Below are 18,324 nucleotides of genomic sequence, written 5' to 3' on the forward strand. Positions count from 1 at the left end.
TTGTATTCTGTCAGACCCGCGATCACCTGCATCTTTTTCCGCTTTTAGCTGATTGACTTACCGGGGAGCGGAGTTTTCCAGGGAATCGATACGGGGATATGCCTGATCGTGATCAAAGAGATACTTAAAATCCACCAGCCACTTACCATCCTTTCGCACGATTTTTAATGTGTCTTTATTATCAGCATGAAAGGAATTTGAGTAAATGATGATGCTGGTACTGTCATTAACGAGTTTCCTGCTATGTATTTTAACGGTGGCATCCCACAGTCCCTGACGTTCGTCGGGAGTGAGCCTCATCCGCGATACAGCTTCCAGATGCTGGTCGTTGACAGAATCATGCAGCATATAGTTTCCGGCCAGATCATATTTTCCTTTTAAAGCTGCCTGAACAAACCCGATGGCGACATTCAGGTCATTGTCACTGTCGGCCTCTCCGGAGCTGTTGTCTTCATCCGGTGAATTACAGGATGCCAACCATAAGAGGGAGAGGAATAGGAAAGTATAAAACCTTTTCATCCGTAATTTTTTTAGTTCACCGCCTTTGGCGGTTAGGAATTTTATCGGATGGAACTCCGCATATACATCCCCTCTGTAAGAATAATTAACGAGGCTTCGGTTCATCCGTAATTTTTTTAGTTCACCGCCTTTGGCGGGCATGCCTGCAAAATAAAAACTTTATAACCGATTATTCAGATTTATGTTTTTCCAGGTTTTTTTGGATTTCTTCAACCTTACCAGGATCCATATTTCTGAGAATGCTATCGGCCAGTTCCATCGAATGTTGAATATCCTGGGGGTTCAGGTTGTGGGTGCTGTCCATAATCAAGTCGGCATCATTTTTGGGTTTATGCCGGCCCAAAGCAGCCAGGTTTTCCAATGTTAACGCAACTTTCCAGTTTTCTCCTGTTTTGATGAGCTTGAATTGTGTCAGAACCCTTTTCTCCGATTTCAGCCGCACCGGGATTGTAGCCGTATTCCCTGAAATTAGCGCTTCGCCCACTTCAAGGTTGCTAAACACTTTTGTACTATCTGTTGCAGATCCCCGATCTCTTAATTTCTCCGACCATTCCATTCCTCTCCTGATCATGTCAATCAGGTGCCGGCTATCTTCCGTGGTGAGCCTGGCAGCTCCATTCAGATCGTTTTTTGAAAGCGATTCAATGAACGAGTTAAAAACGGCGTTGGGACCATGCGGCCCCGACGACCGGCAGGCCGCAAAGAAAAGGGTTATAAGCAGAATCAGGCAACAAAGGTTTGAAGTGCTTTTCTTCATCAAAATTCTTTTATCTAATACAAATTTAAGGATTGTTCTATTCAGGACGTTAGTCACTTTTTCAACGAGTGTTCCATCTGGATTTGCCGTGCAAGAAACTTTACGCCGGTTCAGAAATGACCAGCAGTATAGCCGCGGCGCGAACCGGAAGCCATTAGTCGGGGACGTTCGGCCGACAGTGAAGCTAACCGAATAGCGGGTTTCAGGTATTACTGTCGGGCCTGTAATGCTGGTCCCGATTACCTGTATTAGAATTTTCTGTATTGCGTTCGTGTTCCGCGTGGTAGGCTTTGATGATTGCCTTCACCAACCGGTGGCGTACCACGTCTTCTTCATCCAGTTCAACGTGACCTATACCCTGTATATTCTGGAGGATACGAACGGCAGTCTGAAGGCCGCTCCGCTGGTTCCGGGGCAGATCAATCTGGGTCAGGTCGCCCGTAATAATCGCTTTGGCGTTTGCGCCAATCCGAGTCAGGAACATTTTTATCTGGAGATCGGTGGCATTCTGCGCTTCGTCCAGGATAATAAAGGCATTGTCGAGCGTGCGGCCGCGCATATAGGCCAGTGGTGCAATTTCAATAGCCCGCGTGGTCATATAATAACCGAGTTTATCCGCAGGAATCATATCATCCAGCGCATCATATAAGGGCCTCAGGTATGGGTCGATCTTTTCTTTCAGGTCACCCGGTAAAAACCCGAGGCTTTCTCCGGCTTCGACGGCGGGACGGGTGAGGATGATTTTTTTTACCTGTTTATTCTTCAAAGCTCTAACTGCAAGGGCAACGGCAGTATAGGTTTTGCCGGTCCCTGCCGGGCCGATCGCAAATACGATGTCATTTTTTTCGGCTTCCTGCACCAGTCTTTTCTGGTTGGCGGTCCGGGCTCTGACCGACTTTCCGTTTGGCCCGAACACCAGCACATCATTGGGATGGCGCTCAACGAAATTGTCAATCGATTCCGCATCATCGCCACCCAGAATCTGGTCAAAATAATTCTCACTCATGTGACCATTTCGCTCGATGTAGGAGATGACCAGGTTGATTTTCTCTGTAGCCGCCTGAATCTGTTCGGGGGACCCACTCAGTTTTATCTGTTTACCTCTCGATAAGATTTTCAGGAGAGGGAATTTTTTTTTCAGGATGTCCAGCTTCCCGTTGTTTACGCCAAAAAACTCAATGGGATTTACGGTTTCAAGGTTAATAATTGTCTCGGTCAATTCAGCATTTTTTATGAATATGCGTGGCCGGCAAAGGGCGAACCGGGATATAGCTCATCATCTGTATAATTTAGTTTACAAATGCCTGCCCTTCTAATTCAAATTTATTCAGGAAAACCCTGACACTGAAATAATTTTTATTCACAGGTGTGGATTTTCAGGGCCTGGAAATTATAATTTAACATTTGCCTGCTTAAGTTTTGAGATTGCTTGCGAAGGGTCATTCGCCTTAAATATTGTAGTGCCGGCGACAAGAACATCGGCGCCTACTTCCAGGATCGCGGCGGCGTTTAACAATGTCACACCCCCGTCGACGACTATTTGCGTACGCAGATTTCTCTCCCGGATCATTTTTTTCAGTTCCCTGATCTTTTGAATACTATGCGTGATAAACTGCTGTCCGCCAAACCCAGGGTTTACACTCATGATCAGCACGATATCTAAATCATGCAATATATCTGCGAGTAACGCTACAGGTGTATGTGGATTCAATGCAACACCTGCTTTCATACCCAACGACCTGATCTGCTCCACGTTGCGGTGAAGGTGGGGGCAGGCTTCGAAATGTACGGTCAGGTGATCCGCACCTGCATTCCGGAAAGCTTCAGCGTAATTTCCCGGCTCTTCGATCATCAGGTGTACATCACAGGGTTTTTGGGCAATTTTTTTAACAAATTCAACCATCATCGGCCCAAAGCTGATATTAGGAACAAAACGCCCGTCCATAATATCCAGGTGAAACCAGTCTGCATCACTATTGTTAACCAAATCACATTCCTCCTGCAATCTCAGGAAGTCCGCAGCCAGCAGCGAAGGAGCGATCAATGCCATTGCTCAGAATTTAGCGCAAATTAAGCCAAATTCCCTGAAATCCCTATATTCGCAAACATCAACAAAACCAATTAATTTAATTAACATGGAGACAGCTCTTCTTCATACCCACAGCTTCCTGCGCTGGGTGATCCTGTTTTTATTGCTATTAGCCATTTTCAAAAGCCTTGGAGGGGGGAACAAACCATTTACCGCCGGACACCGGAGAACTGGATTGTTTCTGATGATCGCCTGTGACATCATGCTGCTGATAGGACTTTATCAATGGTTTACGGGGCAATATGGTCTGTATCTTTTTCAGCACTTTGGAATGGCAGAAATCATGAAGACTCCCGTGTACCGATTTTTCGCGGTTGAGCATATCAGCATGATGACCCTGGCTATTATCCTCGTTCATATTGGAAAATCCTACGCGAAGAAAAATATATCCGATCGGAAAAAGCATCGCAAAACAGTACTTTTTTATGTACTGGCATTGATCATTATACTGGCAGCCATTCCATGGCCCTTCCGTGAAATCGGACAAGGGCGCGGTTGGGTTTGAGCAACGAGGCTTCATTCCAGCAATAGTTTTTAATTGTTGATTCCGGTTCGCCTGATTGACCGGTTAAGGGAAGTGCCTGCTTATTTTTTACCGAGTTCGATGACCTCACAATCCCGGATGTCATTTCCATCGATGGTAAACCGAATCAGGGTTCTGACTTTATGCCAGCCCTGGCGGCCGCATGCACCGGGATTCATGTGCAGGCATTGAAGTTGTTCATCGTAAATGATCTTCAGAATATGTGAATGCCCGCTAATAAATAGTTGTGGTTTTTCAACGATCAGTTGTCGTTTGGTTTCTCTGTTATAGTTGGGAGGATAACCTCCGATGTGTTTCATCATCACCTTGATCCCCTCACAGTTGAAAAGGTTGACCTCGGGGAAGATGTTCCGGACCGCCTGGGCATCTATGTTTCCGTATACACCTCGTAAGGGTTTAAAGGCCTGCAGTCGCTCTACCAGTGACAAATCCCCAAAATCACCGGCATGCCATAGTTCATCGCAATCTTTAAAGTGAACAAAGATTTTTTCGTCTAAAAAGCCATGTGTATCTGATAGCAGTCCAATCCGCAACATCCCTTTTTGATTTTAAATTTGAGATAAAAATATTATTTGTGCTTCATTGATTCAAATCAAAGTGGTCTTCGTAACTTTAACCTAACCATAAAACGTTATTTTATGCAACTTACAGACCTTAAAACGGGCGACTGGGTGAAACTAAATGATGAAGGGGTGGAGCGAGAGGGTACTGTTTTGCGGGTTAGTCTCGAAGAACACGAAGTATGTGTTGACAATGGCATCCAGGAATTCTGGTACCACATCGATCAGGTGTCGGGTCTGCCGGTTGATGAAAACCAGTTGCTCAGGCTGGGTTTTACTAAAATGGAGGCAGAAAATGGGGTTAAGTATGGAAAAGGCGCCTTTAGGTTATGGGCGCCAACCGATTTTTCGATGGTAGAAACCTGGTACCGCGAAGATCATCGCCAGTTCGACCGGCCGTTGATGGTTCATGAACTTCAGAATATTTTTGAACAGATGACAAAAATGCCACTGAATTCCTGAGGTTCAACGGATTCCCGGAAGAAAACAGCCGGTGACATGCGGGGTAATCACCATAACGGAACAAAAACCCATCGGGTTGCTTGATTGTATGCGTATATAGCTGATAATCAACAATATACAAGATAATTAGTACTTTTGATCTGTTGCCGGGACAAAAAAGCACCCGAACGGATCTATAATTAATAAAAACTTCGTATCTTTGCACCCCAAAAATTTTTATGGCCAAACAACCATTGATTAAACAGGATGGAGTGATTCTGGAAGCGTTATCTAATGCGATGTTCAGGGTGAAATTGGAGAACGGTCATGAGATTTTGGCGACTATTTCGGGTAAGATGCGAATGCACTACATCCGTATTTTGCCTGGTGACAGGGTGGGGTTGGAGATAAGCCCTTATGACCTGTCGAGGGGAAGGATCAATTTCAGGTATAAAAATTAGCTTTCCGCGAATTATTGAACTTTTTTTAAAAATAAGAATATGAAAGTAAGAGCATCCATTAAGAAACGCAGCGCAGAGTGCAAAATTGTACGCCGCAAAGGGAAGCTTTATGTAATTAACAAAAAAAATCCCCGCTTTAAGCAAAGGCAGGGATAGTTCCGGATCGGCTTGGTTTTACCCTGAATATGGGTGAAATGGGGCGCTCTTCACAAACTGTAAGATCTTAAAAGTAAATATCAAAATCTAAATTATCATATGGCTCGTATTGCCGGTGTTGACTTACCAAAAAATAAAAGAGGCGAAATTGGACTGACCTATATTTATGGGATCGGTCCCTCTACGGCAAAGTATATTCTTGACAAGAATAATATTGACCGTAATAAGAAGGTACATGAGTGGGATGATGCGGATCTGAATGCTATCCGCCAAACCATCACGGAAGAGTTGAAAGTGGAAGGCCAGTTGCGCAGTGAAGTACAAATGAATATCAAGCGACTGCTGGATATTGCCTGCTATCGTGGTTTGCGCCACAGAAAAGGACTTCCTGTTCGTGGACAACGCACCAAGACCAACAGTCGCACCCGCAAAGGAAAACGGAAGACAGTTGCTGGTAAGAAGAAAGCAGCTAAGAAATAAGATCTGGCTGTTTGGCCTCCGCCGTTATATGCGAGGGTGGAACAACCGGATTTGCACCAGTTTTTTCCGGACCAACTGCGGATTCCAGGTGCAGGCGGAGAGTTGGTTTGGGTTTCGCAATTTGCGAAATGAATTATTAAATTAAAAGATTACCTGAATTTCTCATGGCAAAAGCACAATTAAGCGCAAAGGCCGCGGCTAAAAAAAGAATTGTAAAAGTAGACGCATACGGCGACGCGCACATTTCAGCAACATTCAACAACATTATCATCAGCCTGACCAACAAAAGCGGTCAGGTGATCAGCTGGAGCAGCGCCGGCAAGATGGGGTTCCGCGGTAGCAAGAAGAACACACCGTACGCAGCACAGATGGCAGCCGCAGATGCAGCCAAAGTGGCTTACGACGCTGGTTTGAAGAGAGTTGATGTATACGTTAAGGGTCCGGGATCCGGCAGGGAAGGCGCTATTCGCTCGCTTTCTCAATCTGGTATTGAGATCGTGATGATCAAAGACGTTACCCCGCTGCCGCATAACGGCTGCCGCCCACCCAAGAAACGCAGGGTATAAGTCCTGTTGCTCTTCCGTTGGGAAGACACTTAGATCTTTCAAAGTATGCCAGGAGGAGAGCCCGAGTCGTTTACAGCACCGGGTTTCAACGAATGGCAGACATATAGCCAAATGGCTTTTCATTTTTAATAAAGGGTACCCAATTAATTTTTTCCAAAGCTTTTTATGGATTGGCGTACCGGTTTTTAAAAAAGCTTAAATGAAAGTATAGTATGGCACGTTACAATGGTCCAAAGACCAAAATCTCCCGTATTTTCGGAGAGCCTATTTTAGGAAATGGTAAATGGTTGGGTAAGAACAGCAACCCGCCCGGTATGCACGGCGAAAAGCGCAAGAGAAAAACACTCGGGGAATATGCGCTTCAGCTTCGTGAAAAACAAAAAGCAAAGTATACCTACGGTATCCTGGAAAAACAATTCCGCAAGACTTTTGAAGAAGCAAACCGCCGCAAGGGCGTTACCGGTGAAAACCTGATTAAATTACTGGAATCCCGGCTGGATAATACAGTCTTCCGTATGGGATTCGCGCCAAGCCGTCCGGCAGCGCGCCAATTGGTAAGCCACAAACACATCGAAGTGAATGGAGAGGTCGTGAATATCCCTTCTTATCAGTTAACGAACGGGGATGTTGTCACCCTGAAAGAGAAGAGTAAATCCAATACATCCATCACCAGCCAGGTACGGGCAAAAAACCCGAAATTCAACTGGCTCGATTTCAATGAAACTGAGTTTACCGGTACTTTCATCACCTTCCCGCAAAGGGAAAGCGTTCCGGAAAATATCAAGGAACAGTTGATCGTGGAATTGTACAGTAAGTAATTTTTTGGGTGAGCGCTACCGGCGCTGACCCTTTATCATTTAATACTAATCTACATATGGCAATTTTAAATTTCCAGCAGCCCGACAAGATTATACTGCAGAAAGCTTCTGATTTTGAGGCTCAGTTTGAGTTCAAACCTCTGGAGCCGGGTTACGGTGTAACCATCGGAAATGCCCTGCGCAGGGTATTGTTAAGCTCCCTGGAAGGATATGCAATTACAGGCGTTAAGATCGAGGGTGTCGATCACGAGTTCGCAACGATCAAAGGAATCAGCGAAGACGTTGTGGAAATCATCCTGAATCTGAAACAGGTACGCTTTAAGAAAAAAGTTGATCACGAAATAGCAGGTGAGAAAATCTCTATTTCTGTAAAAAACAAAACAGAATTCACCGCCGCAATGATCGGCGATGCGACCCCTTCATTCCAGATCATGAATCCTGAATTAGTGATCTGTACACTGGATGCAACCGCTAAACTGGACGTTGAATTAACCATCGGGAAAGGACGCGGCTATGTACCTGCGGAAGAAAACAAAGTAAAAGATGCTCCGGTAGGTCTGATAGCCGTGGATGCGATCTACACTCCAATTAAGAACGTAAAATACAGTATCGAAAATACGCGTGTTGAACAGCGGACCGACTACGAAAAGCTGATCATGGACGTTGTTACCGATGGAACTATTCATCCCGAAGAAGCGGTAAAGCAGGCAAGCCGTATCCTCATTCAGCATCTCATGATTATCACCGATGAGAATATCACGTTCGATAACAAGGAAGAGAAGAAAGAAGATATGGTGGACGAACAAACCCTACAGCTTCGCAAGGTTTTGAAAACCCCACTGGAAGACCTGGATCTTTCTGTAAGGGCGTTTAACTGCCTGAAGGCTGCGAAAATCAATTCACTGAGTGAACTGGTGCAGTACGAGCAGGAAGATCTGATGAAGTTCAGAAACTTCGGACAGAAATCCCTTTCCGAAATCGAGCAGGTGCTGATAGAAAGAGGTCTGGGCTTTGGTATGGACCTGCAAAGACTGGGTATTGAAAAAGACGAGAACTGATAGTTCAGTCTGAGGATATAAAAACCAAAAATTATATATATCGTAAGTAGATTGTAATTCCTGACACGGTACAATCGAATTTTTTAACCGGATTTGCGTTTGTAAGAAAGCAGACAAAAATCTAAAATTAATAAGTCATGCGTCACGGAGACAAAATCAAAAATCTTAGCCGGACCAAAGCGCACAGGGATGCGTTGCTGGGAAATCTTTCCAGCCAGTTGATCAAGCATAAGCGTATCGTAACCACGCTCGCCAAAGCAAAGGCCCTGCGTGTGTTTGTCGAACCGCTGATCACAAAAAGTAAAGATAACACAACGCACCAGCGCAGAATTGTATTCAGCCATTTGCAGGATAAAGAAGCAGTTACTGTACTGTTTAACGAGGTGGCCACTAAGGTGGCGGGCCGTCCCGGTGGATATACCCGAATAATTAAATTGGGGACCAGGCCGGGGGATGCCGCTGAGAAAGCCCTGATTGAACTGGTGGATTACAATGAAATTTATGGCAAGGGTGTTGGCGATGCCAAGGCCGGTAAACGCAGTCGTCGTCGTAGTGGTAGCCGTAAGAAATCTGAAACAGAAGGAACCGTAAGTGAAGCAACTCCGGTTGCCCAGGAAGCACAGGTTGTAGCGGATGAGGCAGCAAAATCAGAGAAGGTAGCACCTGCCGCTGAAAAGACTGACACTGAAGGTGGAGAAAAAAACAGTTAGCCGACGCCGGGCGTTGCGAACAGTGTAATGAGAAATTTACCTGGTCAGTAACGAGAAAACCGGCCGAAGAAAATTAGGATAATGCCCCGCAATTGCGGGGCATTTTTTTGGAGACTGCAAAAAAAGCAGCACCTGTCGCGAAAAAATATTATCTTGAACCGCATTGCCTGCCGGAAAGTTGAAACAAAACAAAAACGGGTTTAAAAAATGGATATTGTCGCAAGCAGGAGCTTATATCATTTTAAAAGCGAAGTAGGCACGAGATTTCAGTTATACAGCAGTCTCTTTACCTCTTTGCCCTTTCACAGGATAGAGAAGACGGGAATTCTTCTCTCCCTGTTCCTGAATGAATGTGAAGAAGGATACCAGCGCCAACTCAGCCCGGAAGAAATTGTGGAGGAATTTTTTAACGCACATACTAATTACCAGGACGAGAAGGGAAAGTTGGATCTGCTTTTCAGGTTTATTCAATACGTAGAGAGGCAGGTAGTTTTGTTTGATGCACTCGAAGACGCTTCTTTTAAAGCCACGCACGATGTCAACGGAGCAGGTACGCTCAAACATCTGTTGTCTGAGATAACACAGCAGGATATCGCGGCAAAATTGAAAAACGTATTAAATACGTTCTCTATACGATTGGTGCTGACCGCTCACCCCACCCAGTTTTACCCGGGTTCGGTATTGGGTATAATCCACGACCTGAGCCGGTCCCTGGTCAGAAATGATGCAATCGAAATCAACAAGTTGCTACAGCAACTTGGGAAGACTCCTTTTTTTAAGAAGAAGCAACCTTCGCCCTATGATGAAGCTGTCAGTCTGATCTGGTACCTTGAGAACGTGTTCTACCAGGCGGCAGGCCGCATTATTGATACGATCAAAGCGCAGCTCCCATCGGTATTACCGGAAAATAAATCCATCCTGCAGATGGGATTCTGGCCTGGTGGGGACAGGGATGGGAATCCGTTTGTAACCAGCGAAATTACCCTTCAGGTTGCGGGAGCACTTCGTTCGGCTATTCTGAAATGTTATTACCTGGATGTCAGGAGACTAAAGAGGCGCCTGACTTTTGACGGTGTGGAAGTACTATTGCAGGAGCTTGAGCAAAAAATTTATGATAACCTGTTTATCCCTGGGGCAGACACAGGTTTATCAGCCGGTGAGATCAGAAACATCCTTGAAGAGATCAGAGCCATTCTTATTGAAAGACATAATGGTCTTTTCATATACATGGTGGAAAGCCTGATCAATAAAGTGGACGTGTTTGGGTTGCATTTTGCTGCGCTCGACATCAGGCAGGATAGCTCGATACACCAGAAATTATTTAAAAAGTTAGCCGCGTCAGATGCGGGTATACTGCCTGCGAATTACGATGATTTAGATGAACATCATAAGATCCAGGCCCTGCTCCACATTCAGGCCGGTCTGCCCGTTTCTTTTCCGGACGATCCCATTGCTGAGGACACTATCCAATCTGTGGCTATAATCCAGAGAATACAGGAGACTAACGGTGAGGCCGGCTGTAACAGGTATATCATCAGCCAGTGCAATAGTATCCTGAATATGGTAGAAGTATTTACGCTCTTTAAACTGGCCGGGGTACCCCCGGAAGAAGTGAAGGTAGATATTGTACCGCTGTTCGAAACCATTGATGACCTTCAGAACGCTCCGGGGATCATGCGCGAGCTGTACAGTCTGCCTTTTTACCGGGATCACCTGAAACGGAGGGGACAAATCCAAACCATCATGCTCGGTTTCAGTGATGGCACAAAAGACGGTGGATACCTGATGGCTAACTGGAGTATTTACAGGGCTAAGGAAGAGCTTACACGGGTTTCCAGGCATTACCAAATTGACGTGGCATTTTTTGATGGCAGGGGAGGTCCCCCATCAAGAGGAGGCGGAAAAACGCACAAGTTTTACGCGTCGATGGGAAATAATATTTCCAACAAAGAAATACAACTGACGATCCAGGGGCAGACCGTGAGTGCAAATTTCGGAGTGATTGATTCGGCGCAGTTCAATATGGAGCAATTGCTTACAGCCGGCATCACCAACCAATTGTTTGCAGATAAACATCCGTCTTTTCCCGGGCAGGATGAACAATTGTTGCAGGAGTTCTCATCTTATGGTTATGATCATTACAAAAAGTTGCGTGACCATCCTGAGCTCGCTAATTACCTGTACGAGATCAGCCCGGTCATGTATTACAGCGATACAAATATCGCGAGTCGCCCCGCAAAAAGGGCGAGCTCAGCTCACACGGTTTCCCTGAAGGGCTTGCGTGCGATCCCGTTTGCGGGAGCATGGAGCCAGCTAAAACAGAATGTGCCGGGATTCTTTGGCGTGGGAACTGCGCTGAGGCAAATGGAATACATCGGTAAGTTTGACGCACTAAAGAAACTCTATCACGGATCGCAGTTCCTTAAGACATTATTGGATAATTGCGAGATGGCCATGTCTAAATCCTTTTTTCCATTGACATCCCATCTAAAGAATGATCAGCAGTTCGGACCAATCTGGCAAATGATTTATGATGAGTTTCAGCTCACTGAAAAGTATCTGCTTAAATTATCGGGAAAGCCTTATTTAATGGCCGATTACCCGGTTGAAAAACTTTCGATCGAAATGCGGGAGAGAATCGTCCTGCCGCTTACCACTATTCAGCAGTATGCGCTGGCTAAGATCAGGGCTGAAGAACATTCGGGGGCTACAACAGACGGGTTGAAAGAGATTTACCGGAAACTGGTGGTTAGATGCTCCTTTGGTATTATCAATGCCGGGCGTAATTCAGCGTGATCAAAGAAGAAAATTGTTTGGTGGAATAGTGCCTCGTGTTTCCGGGCGGTTAACGGCCCAACCAGGCCCTTGGATCTACATTTCTGTCCTCAATCATCAAAAGGAAATCCAGCTTGCCATTACCCGTTTCCTCGTCGGCGCCCACTCTCCCGAGAGTCTGACCTCTGGCAACAACAGCGCCCTTGCTTACGTTTACGGAAGACAGGTTACTGTAGGCTGTGAAATACTTTCCATGTCTGAGAACGACAAATGACATGCCCCCAACACTTGAAATGGTGGCTACTTCACCGTCAAAAACAGCGCGAACCGGGGATCCGACCGCCGCGGAATAAGTCACGCCGGGATTATCTCCTACAATATCGGGCCCAAGCCCTTCAATCCGGTAACGTCCGAATCCAAGGGTAATTACGCCATCTACGGGCGCCTGAAGCGTACCTCGGTGAGCAGCGAAGCTGTTGTTTACGGATACGTCGACCGGTTTATAATTCAGGTATCCTCCCGTTGGCTTGCTCGTGGCTACCGGTTCTGGCCGCGCGACTTCGGCGGCGCCCGCTGGATTTTCCACACGGATCGGATTTGCCCTGGCCGTAAGTGAACGACTTGTTCCGGTTGGGACAGTCCTCGTATTCAGCGTCGGCCCACTGGTTACCTTACCCGGTTTTGGGAGATTAGTCGTTTTTATCTCAGCCCCTTCACCTGCTCCTTCGGTCACCGCGGGCGTTTCGGGTGCACGTGCAATATCTTTTTCCCTGGCGTTCGTCAGCGCCTTCCGTTCAGCTTCCCTTTGTTGGTTTGCCAGGGCTTCGGCGCGGGCCCTGGTCTCCGCGGCAGCTCGTTTTTTAGCGTCTTCCCTGACTAACCGCTGAGCTTCCGCCAGTTCCTTCCGGATGACCGATTTTATGCTGCTGTTTAATTCACTATCCCTGTGCTTTTTTTTCGCAAACTGTTTCTGCAGATCGCTGGTTTGTGATTTTAACTGTGTGATAACTGAATCTTTTTCCCGTTTTTGGTGCTCTAGTACGGTATACTCATCAGACCTGTTGACCAATGCTTTTTGTTTTCCGTCTTTCAGCTTTAATTGCCGATCGTAGCGGCTGGCGATCAGATCGCGGGTTTTGTTGATGTCACTGATTTGATTTTGCCGGTAATCGCGATAGCTTTTTAAGTAAGCAATCCTTTTTATCGCGTCATTGAAACTGCCTGCCGAAAATATGAAGTTGAGGTAATCATAGTTACTCCGGTTTTTGTAGGCATAAACCACCGTCCGCGCATAATGCGTTCTGAGCGTGTCGAGCTGGTTCTTCAGTGTTCTGATTTCAAGGGCACTATAATAAATATCATCATCAAGCAGGTGAATTTCTTTGCCGATATTGTTGATGTATTTCTCCTGCAAATCAATCTTTTTGTTCAGGGATGCCAACTGCGAAATGTTGACCCGCGTTTGACCTTTCACCGCCTTGAGGGCAACCTGGATCTCATTCATTTCCCTTTGGATTTGAGCGCGCTCGTTAACCATGGACGACTTATCGCTGCTTTTTTGTGCTGTTGCAGCTACCTGAATTCCGGTCAGCAACACTCCGAAAATAATATGTTTTACGCTAAACATGCAGAATATTGATTGAGGTCAGAGTCATTTATTTACTTTACCTTGAATCCTTTGGGGATAGCGAACGGCGTTGATATTTCATGATTAAAATTATATTTACCAAAACGTAACTGAATAGTGATGTTTTTCTTGTATTTGATCAGGATATTTCGCAGCGTTGAAAAAGAAGCGTTTCCTTCCGGATGATAATCACTATAACTTAATTCTGCTGATCTCTTCCTTGACGAGTCAATAGCGGCCAGTTTACTGAAAGTAGGAAGCAGGCCGGGGTTCGTGACGAGGAGCTGGTTACTGATTCCGCGATCTTCGCTACTGATTAGCCATCCCTGCTCATTCCGGATAACATGGCTGCTGTCAATATTGATGAACACGGGATTGCCAACCAAAAGATCCTGCATGGAATTCAGATCAAGCGGCAGCCCCAACTGATCCTGCAGGTAGGAAATGCTCCGCTGAATGTATTCCCTGTTCAGCCGGTTAATGATCTTAACTGAGTCGCGCGTGATTATACCTCTCATGCCTTCAATTCCCAGCGGACCGGTGGCTGAAAACCATATGATACTGTCGCGCAGCATGTTCACCTTAATATCGAAATTATTCTTTTTGCCTCCGTCCTGGGCGAAATCAACTTCAGCCCTTCCGGAAAAGGTCTGATACTTTACGCGGTTCAGTCCCGAGAGATCCGGCGCGGTAACAACCGAATCCACGGGTGGCTTAGCCGTCACTGTATCCTTAGGTGGCCCTGATACCGGTTGTTGAATTTTCTTCGCAGCTCTGCAGGACACCAGTATCAGCGCGGCCATACTCAGATATAATATCTTCTTCATTTCTCCAATGTTAAAAACCAGCATAACTAAACGACCGTGCCTGATTATTCGGTGCCGGTATGACCAAAACCGCCGGTATTTCTTTTTGTTTCTTTTAACGCTTCAACGGCTTTCCATTGTACTTTTTCTACTTTTTGAATCACCATTTGCGCGATCCTGTCTCCATCGGTTACAGACTGATTTTCGTTGGAAAGATTGATCAGGATGATCCTGATCTCTCCCCGGTAGTCTGCATCAATGGTCCCCGGAGTATTCAGGCAGGTGAGCCCCTGTTTCAGGGCCAGTCCGCTCCGCGGGCGTATCTGAGCCTCATAGCCTTCGGGCAGTTCAATGAACAGCCCGGTTGGAATGAGTATTCTCTCCAGGGGCTTGAGTCTAACCGTTTCTTTCAAAGACGCTTTTAGATCCATACCCGATGCACCCGTGGTCGCATAAGCGGGCAAAGGATGCGCCGAGTGATTGACAATTTTTACTTCCAGAAAAGGCATCGTGGCAAAGATAATTCCTTCATATCAAAGCCGGAACCTTTGGTACACGAAAAAGGACAGGCGGTTACCGGGAAGACGAGGTCAGCTTCCACATGGGATTGGGAGTGAATTTTAAGCTTTTTGTAACAGGGCTGTTGCAGAGGCCATCAGGCCTTCTTGCCGTCCAATTGAGCCAAGCAGTTCGGCGGTTGTAGCCTTAATGGAAATATCCCCGGTGTCCAGTCCCGTTACCTGTGCAATAGCGGCCCGCATGGCCTGTACATAGTTTTTTATTTTGGGTTCCTGCAAGACAACCGTGGAATCGATATTAACGATCTGATAGCCTTTTTCTCTGATCATGGTCACACATCGCTCCAGCAGGATTTTGCTGTCGATATCTTTATATTGTGGGTCTGTATTTGGAAAATGAATGCCGATATCCCCCAGGCCCAGGGCACCAAGCAGGGCATCGCAAATGGCATGCAATAATACGTCTGCGTCGCTGTGCCCCACTGCCCCTTTGTGATGTGGGATCTTTACTCCGCCGATCCAAAGATCACGCCCTTCGGCCAACTGGTGAAAATCAATACCCGAACCAATTCTGTACGACATGAGTTTTTTTGTAAAAATAGCGGAACGGAGGGTATAGAAGATAACTTTTTCAAAAAACAACCAGATAGTTATTTTTGTCGAATGAATGTCCCGGAATTGTACAACATCTTTCTCAAAAACCCGTCCGTACAGACCGATACCCGGAAATTGAAACGGGGTGATCTGTTTTTTGCACTGAATGGTGATAATTTCAACGGTAACAGGTTTGCACAACAGGCCGTTGATGCAGGCGCCGCCTGGGCGGTTATCGACGAGAAGGAATATGAAATACCCGGGAAGACCCTGCTTGTTGAAGATGTGCTGACAGCCTTGCAGGAACTAGCCGGATATCACCGTAGACAGTTTAATATACCTTTTATTGCCATCACGGGAAGCAATGGCAAGACAACAACCAAAGAGCTGATTCATGCGGTACTAAGCCGGGCATTTACCGTCTACACGACTGAGGGTAATCTGAATAATCATATCGGCGTGCCGCTTACCGTTTTGAAAATCAGACAGGATGCAGAAATCGCCGTTATTGAAATGGGAGCCAATCATCTGCACGAAATTGAAAGTTATTGCAGGATAGCTGATCCTACCCACGGGTTGATCACCAATTGCGGAAAGGCGCACCTGGAGGGGTTTGGCAGTATCGAGGGTGTCAGGAAGGCCAAGGGCGAACTCTACGACCATCTGAGGGAACGGGGCGATGGTACGGCCTGGGTTATGTGGGACTATGATTATCTGCGTGAAATGAGCCGTGGGATCCATCGGATACTGACCTATGGTACGCATGATGCATCGGTGACGGGAACAGTGACAGAAAGTGCTCCTTTCCTAAAAATCAGCGTACAAATCGGGCAGGGGCTTGTACCCATAGACACCCGTCTGGTTGGCGCCTATAATCTCCCCAACGTGCTGGCAGCGATAGCCGTAGGCATTGAAATGGGTGTGCCATTCGATCAGATCAAAGATGCCATTGAAAAATTTATTCCATCCAACAGCAGATCACAACTGATTGAAAGGGGGACCAATACTTTCATTCTGGATGCTTATAATGCCAATCCGACCAGCATGAAAGAAGCGGTGGAGAATTTTGCGGGCATCGCACAACCCCGTAAAGTGCTGATGCTGGGCGCTATGGCTGAAATGGGTTCCGAGACCGTTAAGGAGCATGAAAACCTTGTTAAGCTGATCGAAAAATTTTCCTGGACCGACGTGGTTCTTGTCGGTCTGCCTTTTGAACCTTTTAAAGACAAGTATCGTTATTTTGAAGATAGCGAAACGGCAGGGAAGTGGTTTCGGCAGCAGAATTTTGAACACACCTGGTTTCTCGTGAAAGGAAGCCGGACTACGGCTATGGAAAAAATTCCGGACCTGGGTGGGATCGCCTAATTTTGAAAAATTAATTATTCGCAAATTGAGTGTTGAAAAATCAGCCGGAAATTATCTGGCTTCAGTGGTAGCCTGCAGGTGCCCAAGATGCAGGGAGGGAAAACTATTCGCCCGACCGTATCGTTTTGGATTCAGACATGTCCTGGACATGAATAAGACCTGTCCGGTTTGTGGTCAGCCTACAGAAATTGAAGTGGGTTTTTATTATGGCACGAGCTATGTAAGTTATGCTTTATCTGTTGCCATCAGTGTTGCCAGCGCCGTTGCATGGTGGGTGATCATCGGTTTTTCTGCCCATGACAACCGGTTCCTTTACTGGATATTTACCAATGCAGTGCTCTTAGTGGTCCTTCAGCCTTATTTGATGAGGCTTTCCCGCAGTGTGTGGATCTCCTGGTTTGTGAGGTTCGATCCATACTGGAATGAAAACAATCCGGCCGACGTTTCGGAACGACTGAATGACGATCAGGGCAATAACTGGTGAAGTGCAGGCTGAGGCTGTCTCAGTAGGTGGACCACAGCTCCTTGATGATGATGAATATGCCCATCAACAGGATAAACCAGCCGAATAAGGGTTTCATCTTCTTGCCATCAATCCGTTTGGAGATGGCCATACCGATAAACATGCCGACAATGGCGGCCCCCGACACTTTCGCTAGCAGGATCTTGTCGAACTGAACCCTGTTTATCACATCACCCAGGAAACCGATCAGGGAATTGACCGTAATAATGAATAAGGAAGTGGCAATCGCAAACCTGAGGTCCATCTTCCCATAAAACAGCAGTGCCGGCACGATCAGGAATCCTCCTCCCGCGCCCAGGAAGCCCGTGATAACGCCAACGATCAAACCGATGATTGCAAGCCGGAATGGTGAGGCGACTCCTGTTTCGGTTGTTTCCCTTCGCCGGATCATCGAAACGGCCGCTGCGATCATCAGGATGGAAAACACCACCATGATCAGTATGTGTTTGGTCAGGGTAAAATTGCCGGCGCTGAAAAGGACTTCGGGTATCGCTGGTAAGAGATATTTCCGGGTAAGCAAGAGTGTCACTAACGAAGGGGCGGCAAAGATCAGCGCCTCCTTCAGTTTGAGGTTGCCCAGCCTGTGATGCCGGAAAGACGCGATGGAGGAAGTAATACCCACGATGAACAGGGAGTGCGTGGTGGCGTTTTCAGGTGTGACTTTAAACAAGTAAACCAGAATCGGCACAGCCAGAATGGAGCCCCCACTGCCGATTAAACCGAGAGAAATGCCAATGAGTAACGATATGAAGTATCCAATGATTTCCAACAGAATTTATTTTTAAGTGACCCGAAGTAAGGGAGCAAAGAAACTAAATCCCCGTTTATAATTCGTGATTTTAGTTACACATGAGGGGCGGAGAATCTGAACCTGACAACATCGAAAATAAAAACCAGAAAGCCAGGTCATGGGACCCCGACCGGGTAACATCAACCCCAATTACCTCGGTTTAAACT

Annotated in this window: 22 protein-coding genes; 12 read left to right on the forward strand and 10 right to left on the reverse strand. The window is 46.4% G+C overall.

Annotated elements, in window-relative coordinates:
• Positions 1–57: 57 nt before the first annotated feature.
• The 4 genes from AC3WS5_RS05595 to rpe all read right to left on the reverse strand — a co-directional run bounded on the left by AC3WS5_RS05595 (position 58) and on the right by rpe (position 3,326).
• Positions 58–624, reverse strand: a complete 567-nt coding sequence (locus AC3WS5_RS05595; RefSeq protein ID WP_492466270.1) for a hypothetical protein — start codon at positions 622–624, stop codon at positions 58–60.
• Between the two features lie 64 nt (positions 625–688).
• Complete coding sequence (locus tag AC3WS5_RS05600) at positions 689–1,276, reverse strand: nuclear transport factor 2 family protein (protein ID WP_492466271.1); 588 nt, start codon at positions 1,274–1,276, stop codon at positions 689–691.
• A gap of 202 nt (positions 1,277–1,478) precedes the next feature.
• Positions 1,479–2,495 carry a PhoH family protein gene (locus AC3WS5_RS05605; protein WP_492466272.1) on the reverse strand — a complete coding sequence of 339 codons (1,017 nt, stop codon included), beginning with the start codon at positions 2,493–2,495 and terminating at the stop codon, positions 1,479–1,481.
• Positions 2,496–2,666: 171 nt separating this feature from the next.
• A complete protein-coding gene (gene rpe, locus AC3WS5_RS05610; protein ID WP_492466273.1) occupies positions 2,667–3,326 on the reverse strand; it encodes a ribulose-phosphate 3-epimerase in 660 nt (219 codons plus the stop codon).
• Positions 3,327–3,411: 85 nt separating this feature from the next.
• On the opposite strand from rpe, the gene AC3WS5_RS05615 reads away from it, so the two are divergent.
• The gene (locus tag AC3WS5_RS05615; RefSeq protein WP_492466274.1) at positions 3,412–3,870 is read left to right on the forward strand and encodes a hypothetical protein; all 459 of its coding nucleotides are present in this window, start codon (positions 3,412–3,414) and stop codon (positions 3,868–3,870) included.
• A gap of 80 nt (positions 3,871–3,950) precedes the next feature.
• Here the strand turns inward: AC3WS5_RS05615 and AC3WS5_RS05620 are convergent, their stop codons facing one another.
• Positions 3,951–4,445 carry a metallophosphoesterase family protein gene (locus tag AC3WS5_RS05620; protein WP_492466275.1) on the reverse strand — a complete coding sequence of 165 codons (495 nt, stop codon included), beginning with the start codon at positions 4,443–4,445 and terminating at the stop codon, positions 3,951–3,953.
• Between the two features lie 102 nt (positions 4,446–4,547).
• Between AC3WS5_RS05620 and AC3WS5_RS05625 the strand changes: the two genes are divergently transcribed.
• The 9 genes from AC3WS5_RS05625 to AC3WS5_RS05665 all read left to right on the forward strand — a co-directional run bounded on the left by AC3WS5_RS05625 (position 4,548) and on the right by AC3WS5_RS05665 (position 11,955).
• On the forward strand, positions 4,548–4,931 hold the full coding sequence (locus AC3WS5_RS05625) for a hypothetical protein (protein WP_492466276.1): 384 nt from the start codon (positions 4,548–4,550) through the stop codon (positions 4,929–4,931).
• A 218-nt stretch (positions 4,932–5,149) separates the two neighbouring features.
• On the forward strand, positions 5,150–5,371 hold the full coding sequence (gene infA / locus AC3WS5_RS05630) for a translation initiation factor IF-1 (RefSeq protein WP_492466277.1): 222 nt from the start codon (positions 5,150–5,152) through the stop codon (positions 5,369–5,371).
• A 39-nt stretch (positions 5,372–5,410) separates the two neighbouring features.
• Entirely contained in the window at positions 5,411–5,527 is a 117-nt protein-coding gene (gene ykgO / locus AC3WS5_RS05635; protein ID WP_224018341.1) for a type B 50S ribosomal protein L36, read from the forward strand.
• Between the two features lie 99 nt (positions 5,528–5,626).
• Positions 5,627–6,007, forward strand: coding sequence for a 30S ribosomal protein S13 (rpsM, locus tag AC3WS5_RS05640; protein WP_492466278.1), 381 nt, complete (start codon positions 5,627–5,629; stop codon positions 6,005–6,007).
• A gap of 164 nt (positions 6,008–6,171) precedes the next feature.
• On the forward strand, positions 6,172–6,573 hold the full coding sequence (gene rpsK, locus AC3WS5_RS05645; RefSeq protein ID WP_492466279.1) for a 30S ribosomal protein S11: 402 nt from the start codon (positions 6,172–6,174) through the stop codon (positions 6,571–6,573).
• A 212-nt stretch (positions 6,574–6,785) separates the two neighbouring features.
• Positions 6,786–7,391 (forward strand): 30S ribosomal protein S4, encoded by a 606-nt coding sequence (rpsD, locus tag AC3WS5_RS05650; RefSeq protein WP_492466280.1) that lies wholly within the window; start codon positions 6,786–6,788, stop codon positions 7,389–7,391.
• A 56-nt stretch (positions 7,392–7,447) separates the two neighbouring features.
• On the forward strand, positions 7,448–8,449 hold the full coding sequence (locus AC3WS5_RS05655; RefSeq protein ID WP_492466281.1) for a DNA-directed RNA polymerase subunit alpha: 1,002 nt from the start codon (positions 7,448–7,450) through the stop codon (positions 8,447–8,449).
• Positions 8,450–8,586: 137 nt separating this feature from the next.
• Positions 8,587–9,159 carry a 50S ribosomal protein L17 gene (gene rplQ, locus AC3WS5_RS05660; protein ID WP_492466282.1) on the forward strand — a complete coding sequence of 191 codons (573 nt, stop codon included), beginning with the start codon at positions 8,587–8,589 and terminating at the stop codon, positions 9,157–9,159.
• 207 nt (positions 9,160–9,366) lie between these two features.
• On the forward strand, positions 9,367–11,955 hold the full coding sequence (locus AC3WS5_RS05665) for a phosphoenolpyruvate carboxylase (protein ID WP_492466283.1): 2,589 nt from the start codon (positions 9,367–9,369) through the stop codon (positions 11,953–11,955).
• A gap of 49 nt (positions 11,956–12,004) precedes the next feature.
• Here AC3WS5_RS05665 and AC3WS5_RS05670 read toward each other — a convergent pair whose 3' ends face one another.
• The 4 genes from AC3WS5_RS05670 to ispF all read right to left on the reverse strand — a co-directional run bounded on the left by AC3WS5_RS05670 (position 12,005) and on the right by ispF (position 15,467).
• Entirely contained in the window at positions 12,005–13,561 is a 1,557-nt protein-coding gene (locus AC3WS5_RS05670; RefSeq protein WP_492466284.1) for a murein hydrolase activator EnvC family protein, read from the reverse strand.
• Positions 13,562–13,593: 32 nt separating this feature from the next.
• A complete protein-coding gene (lolB1, locus tag AC3WS5_RS05675) occupies positions 13,594–14,388 on the reverse strand; it encodes a lipoprotein insertase outer membrane protein LolB1 (protein WP_492466285.1) in 795 nt (264 codons plus the stop codon).
• 44 nt (positions 14,389–14,432) lie between these two features.
• A complete protein-coding gene (gene dut, locus AC3WS5_RS05680) occupies positions 14,433–14,876 on the reverse strand; it encodes a dUTP diphosphatase (protein ID WP_492466286.1) in 444 nt (147 codons plus the stop codon).
• A 111-nt stretch (positions 14,877–14,987) separates the two neighbouring features.
• On the reverse strand, positions 14,988–15,467 hold the full coding sequence (gene ispF / locus AC3WS5_RS05685; RefSeq protein WP_492466287.1) for a 2-C-methyl-D-erythritol 2,4-cyclodiphosphate synthase: 480 nt from the start codon (positions 15,465–15,467) through the stop codon (positions 14,988–14,990).
• A gap of 81 nt (positions 15,468–15,548) precedes the next feature.
• Between ispF and AC3WS5_RS05690 the strand changes: the two genes are divergently transcribed.
• Both AC3WS5_RS05690 and AC3WS5_RS05695 read left to right on the forward strand, forming a co-directional pair.
• The gene (locus AC3WS5_RS05690) at positions 15,549–16,844 is read left to right on the forward strand and encodes a UDP-N-acetylmuramoyl-tripeptide--D-alanyl-D-alanine ligase (protein ID WP_492466288.1); all 1,296 of its coding nucleotides are present in this window, start codon (positions 15,549–15,551) and stop codon (positions 16,842–16,844) included.
• 25 nt (positions 16,845–16,869) lie between these two features.
• A complete protein-coding gene (locus AC3WS5_RS05695) occupies positions 16,870–17,328 on the forward strand; it encodes a DUF983 domain-containing protein (protein ID WP_492466289.1) in 459 nt (152 codons plus the stop codon).
• A gap of 19 nt (positions 17,329–17,347) precedes the next feature.
• Here the strand turns inward: AC3WS5_RS05695 and AC3WS5_RS05700 are convergent, their stop codons facing one another.
• The gene (locus AC3WS5_RS05700) at positions 17,348–18,136 is read right to left on the reverse strand and encodes a sulfite exporter TauE/SafE family protein (RefSeq protein ID WP_492466290.1); all 789 of its coding nucleotides are present in this window, start codon (positions 18,134–18,136) and stop codon (positions 17,348–17,350) included.
• Between the last annotated feature and the right edge of the window lie 188 nt (positions 18,137–18,324).

The organism is Niabella sp. CPT15-335-S11, assembly GCF_058792415.1.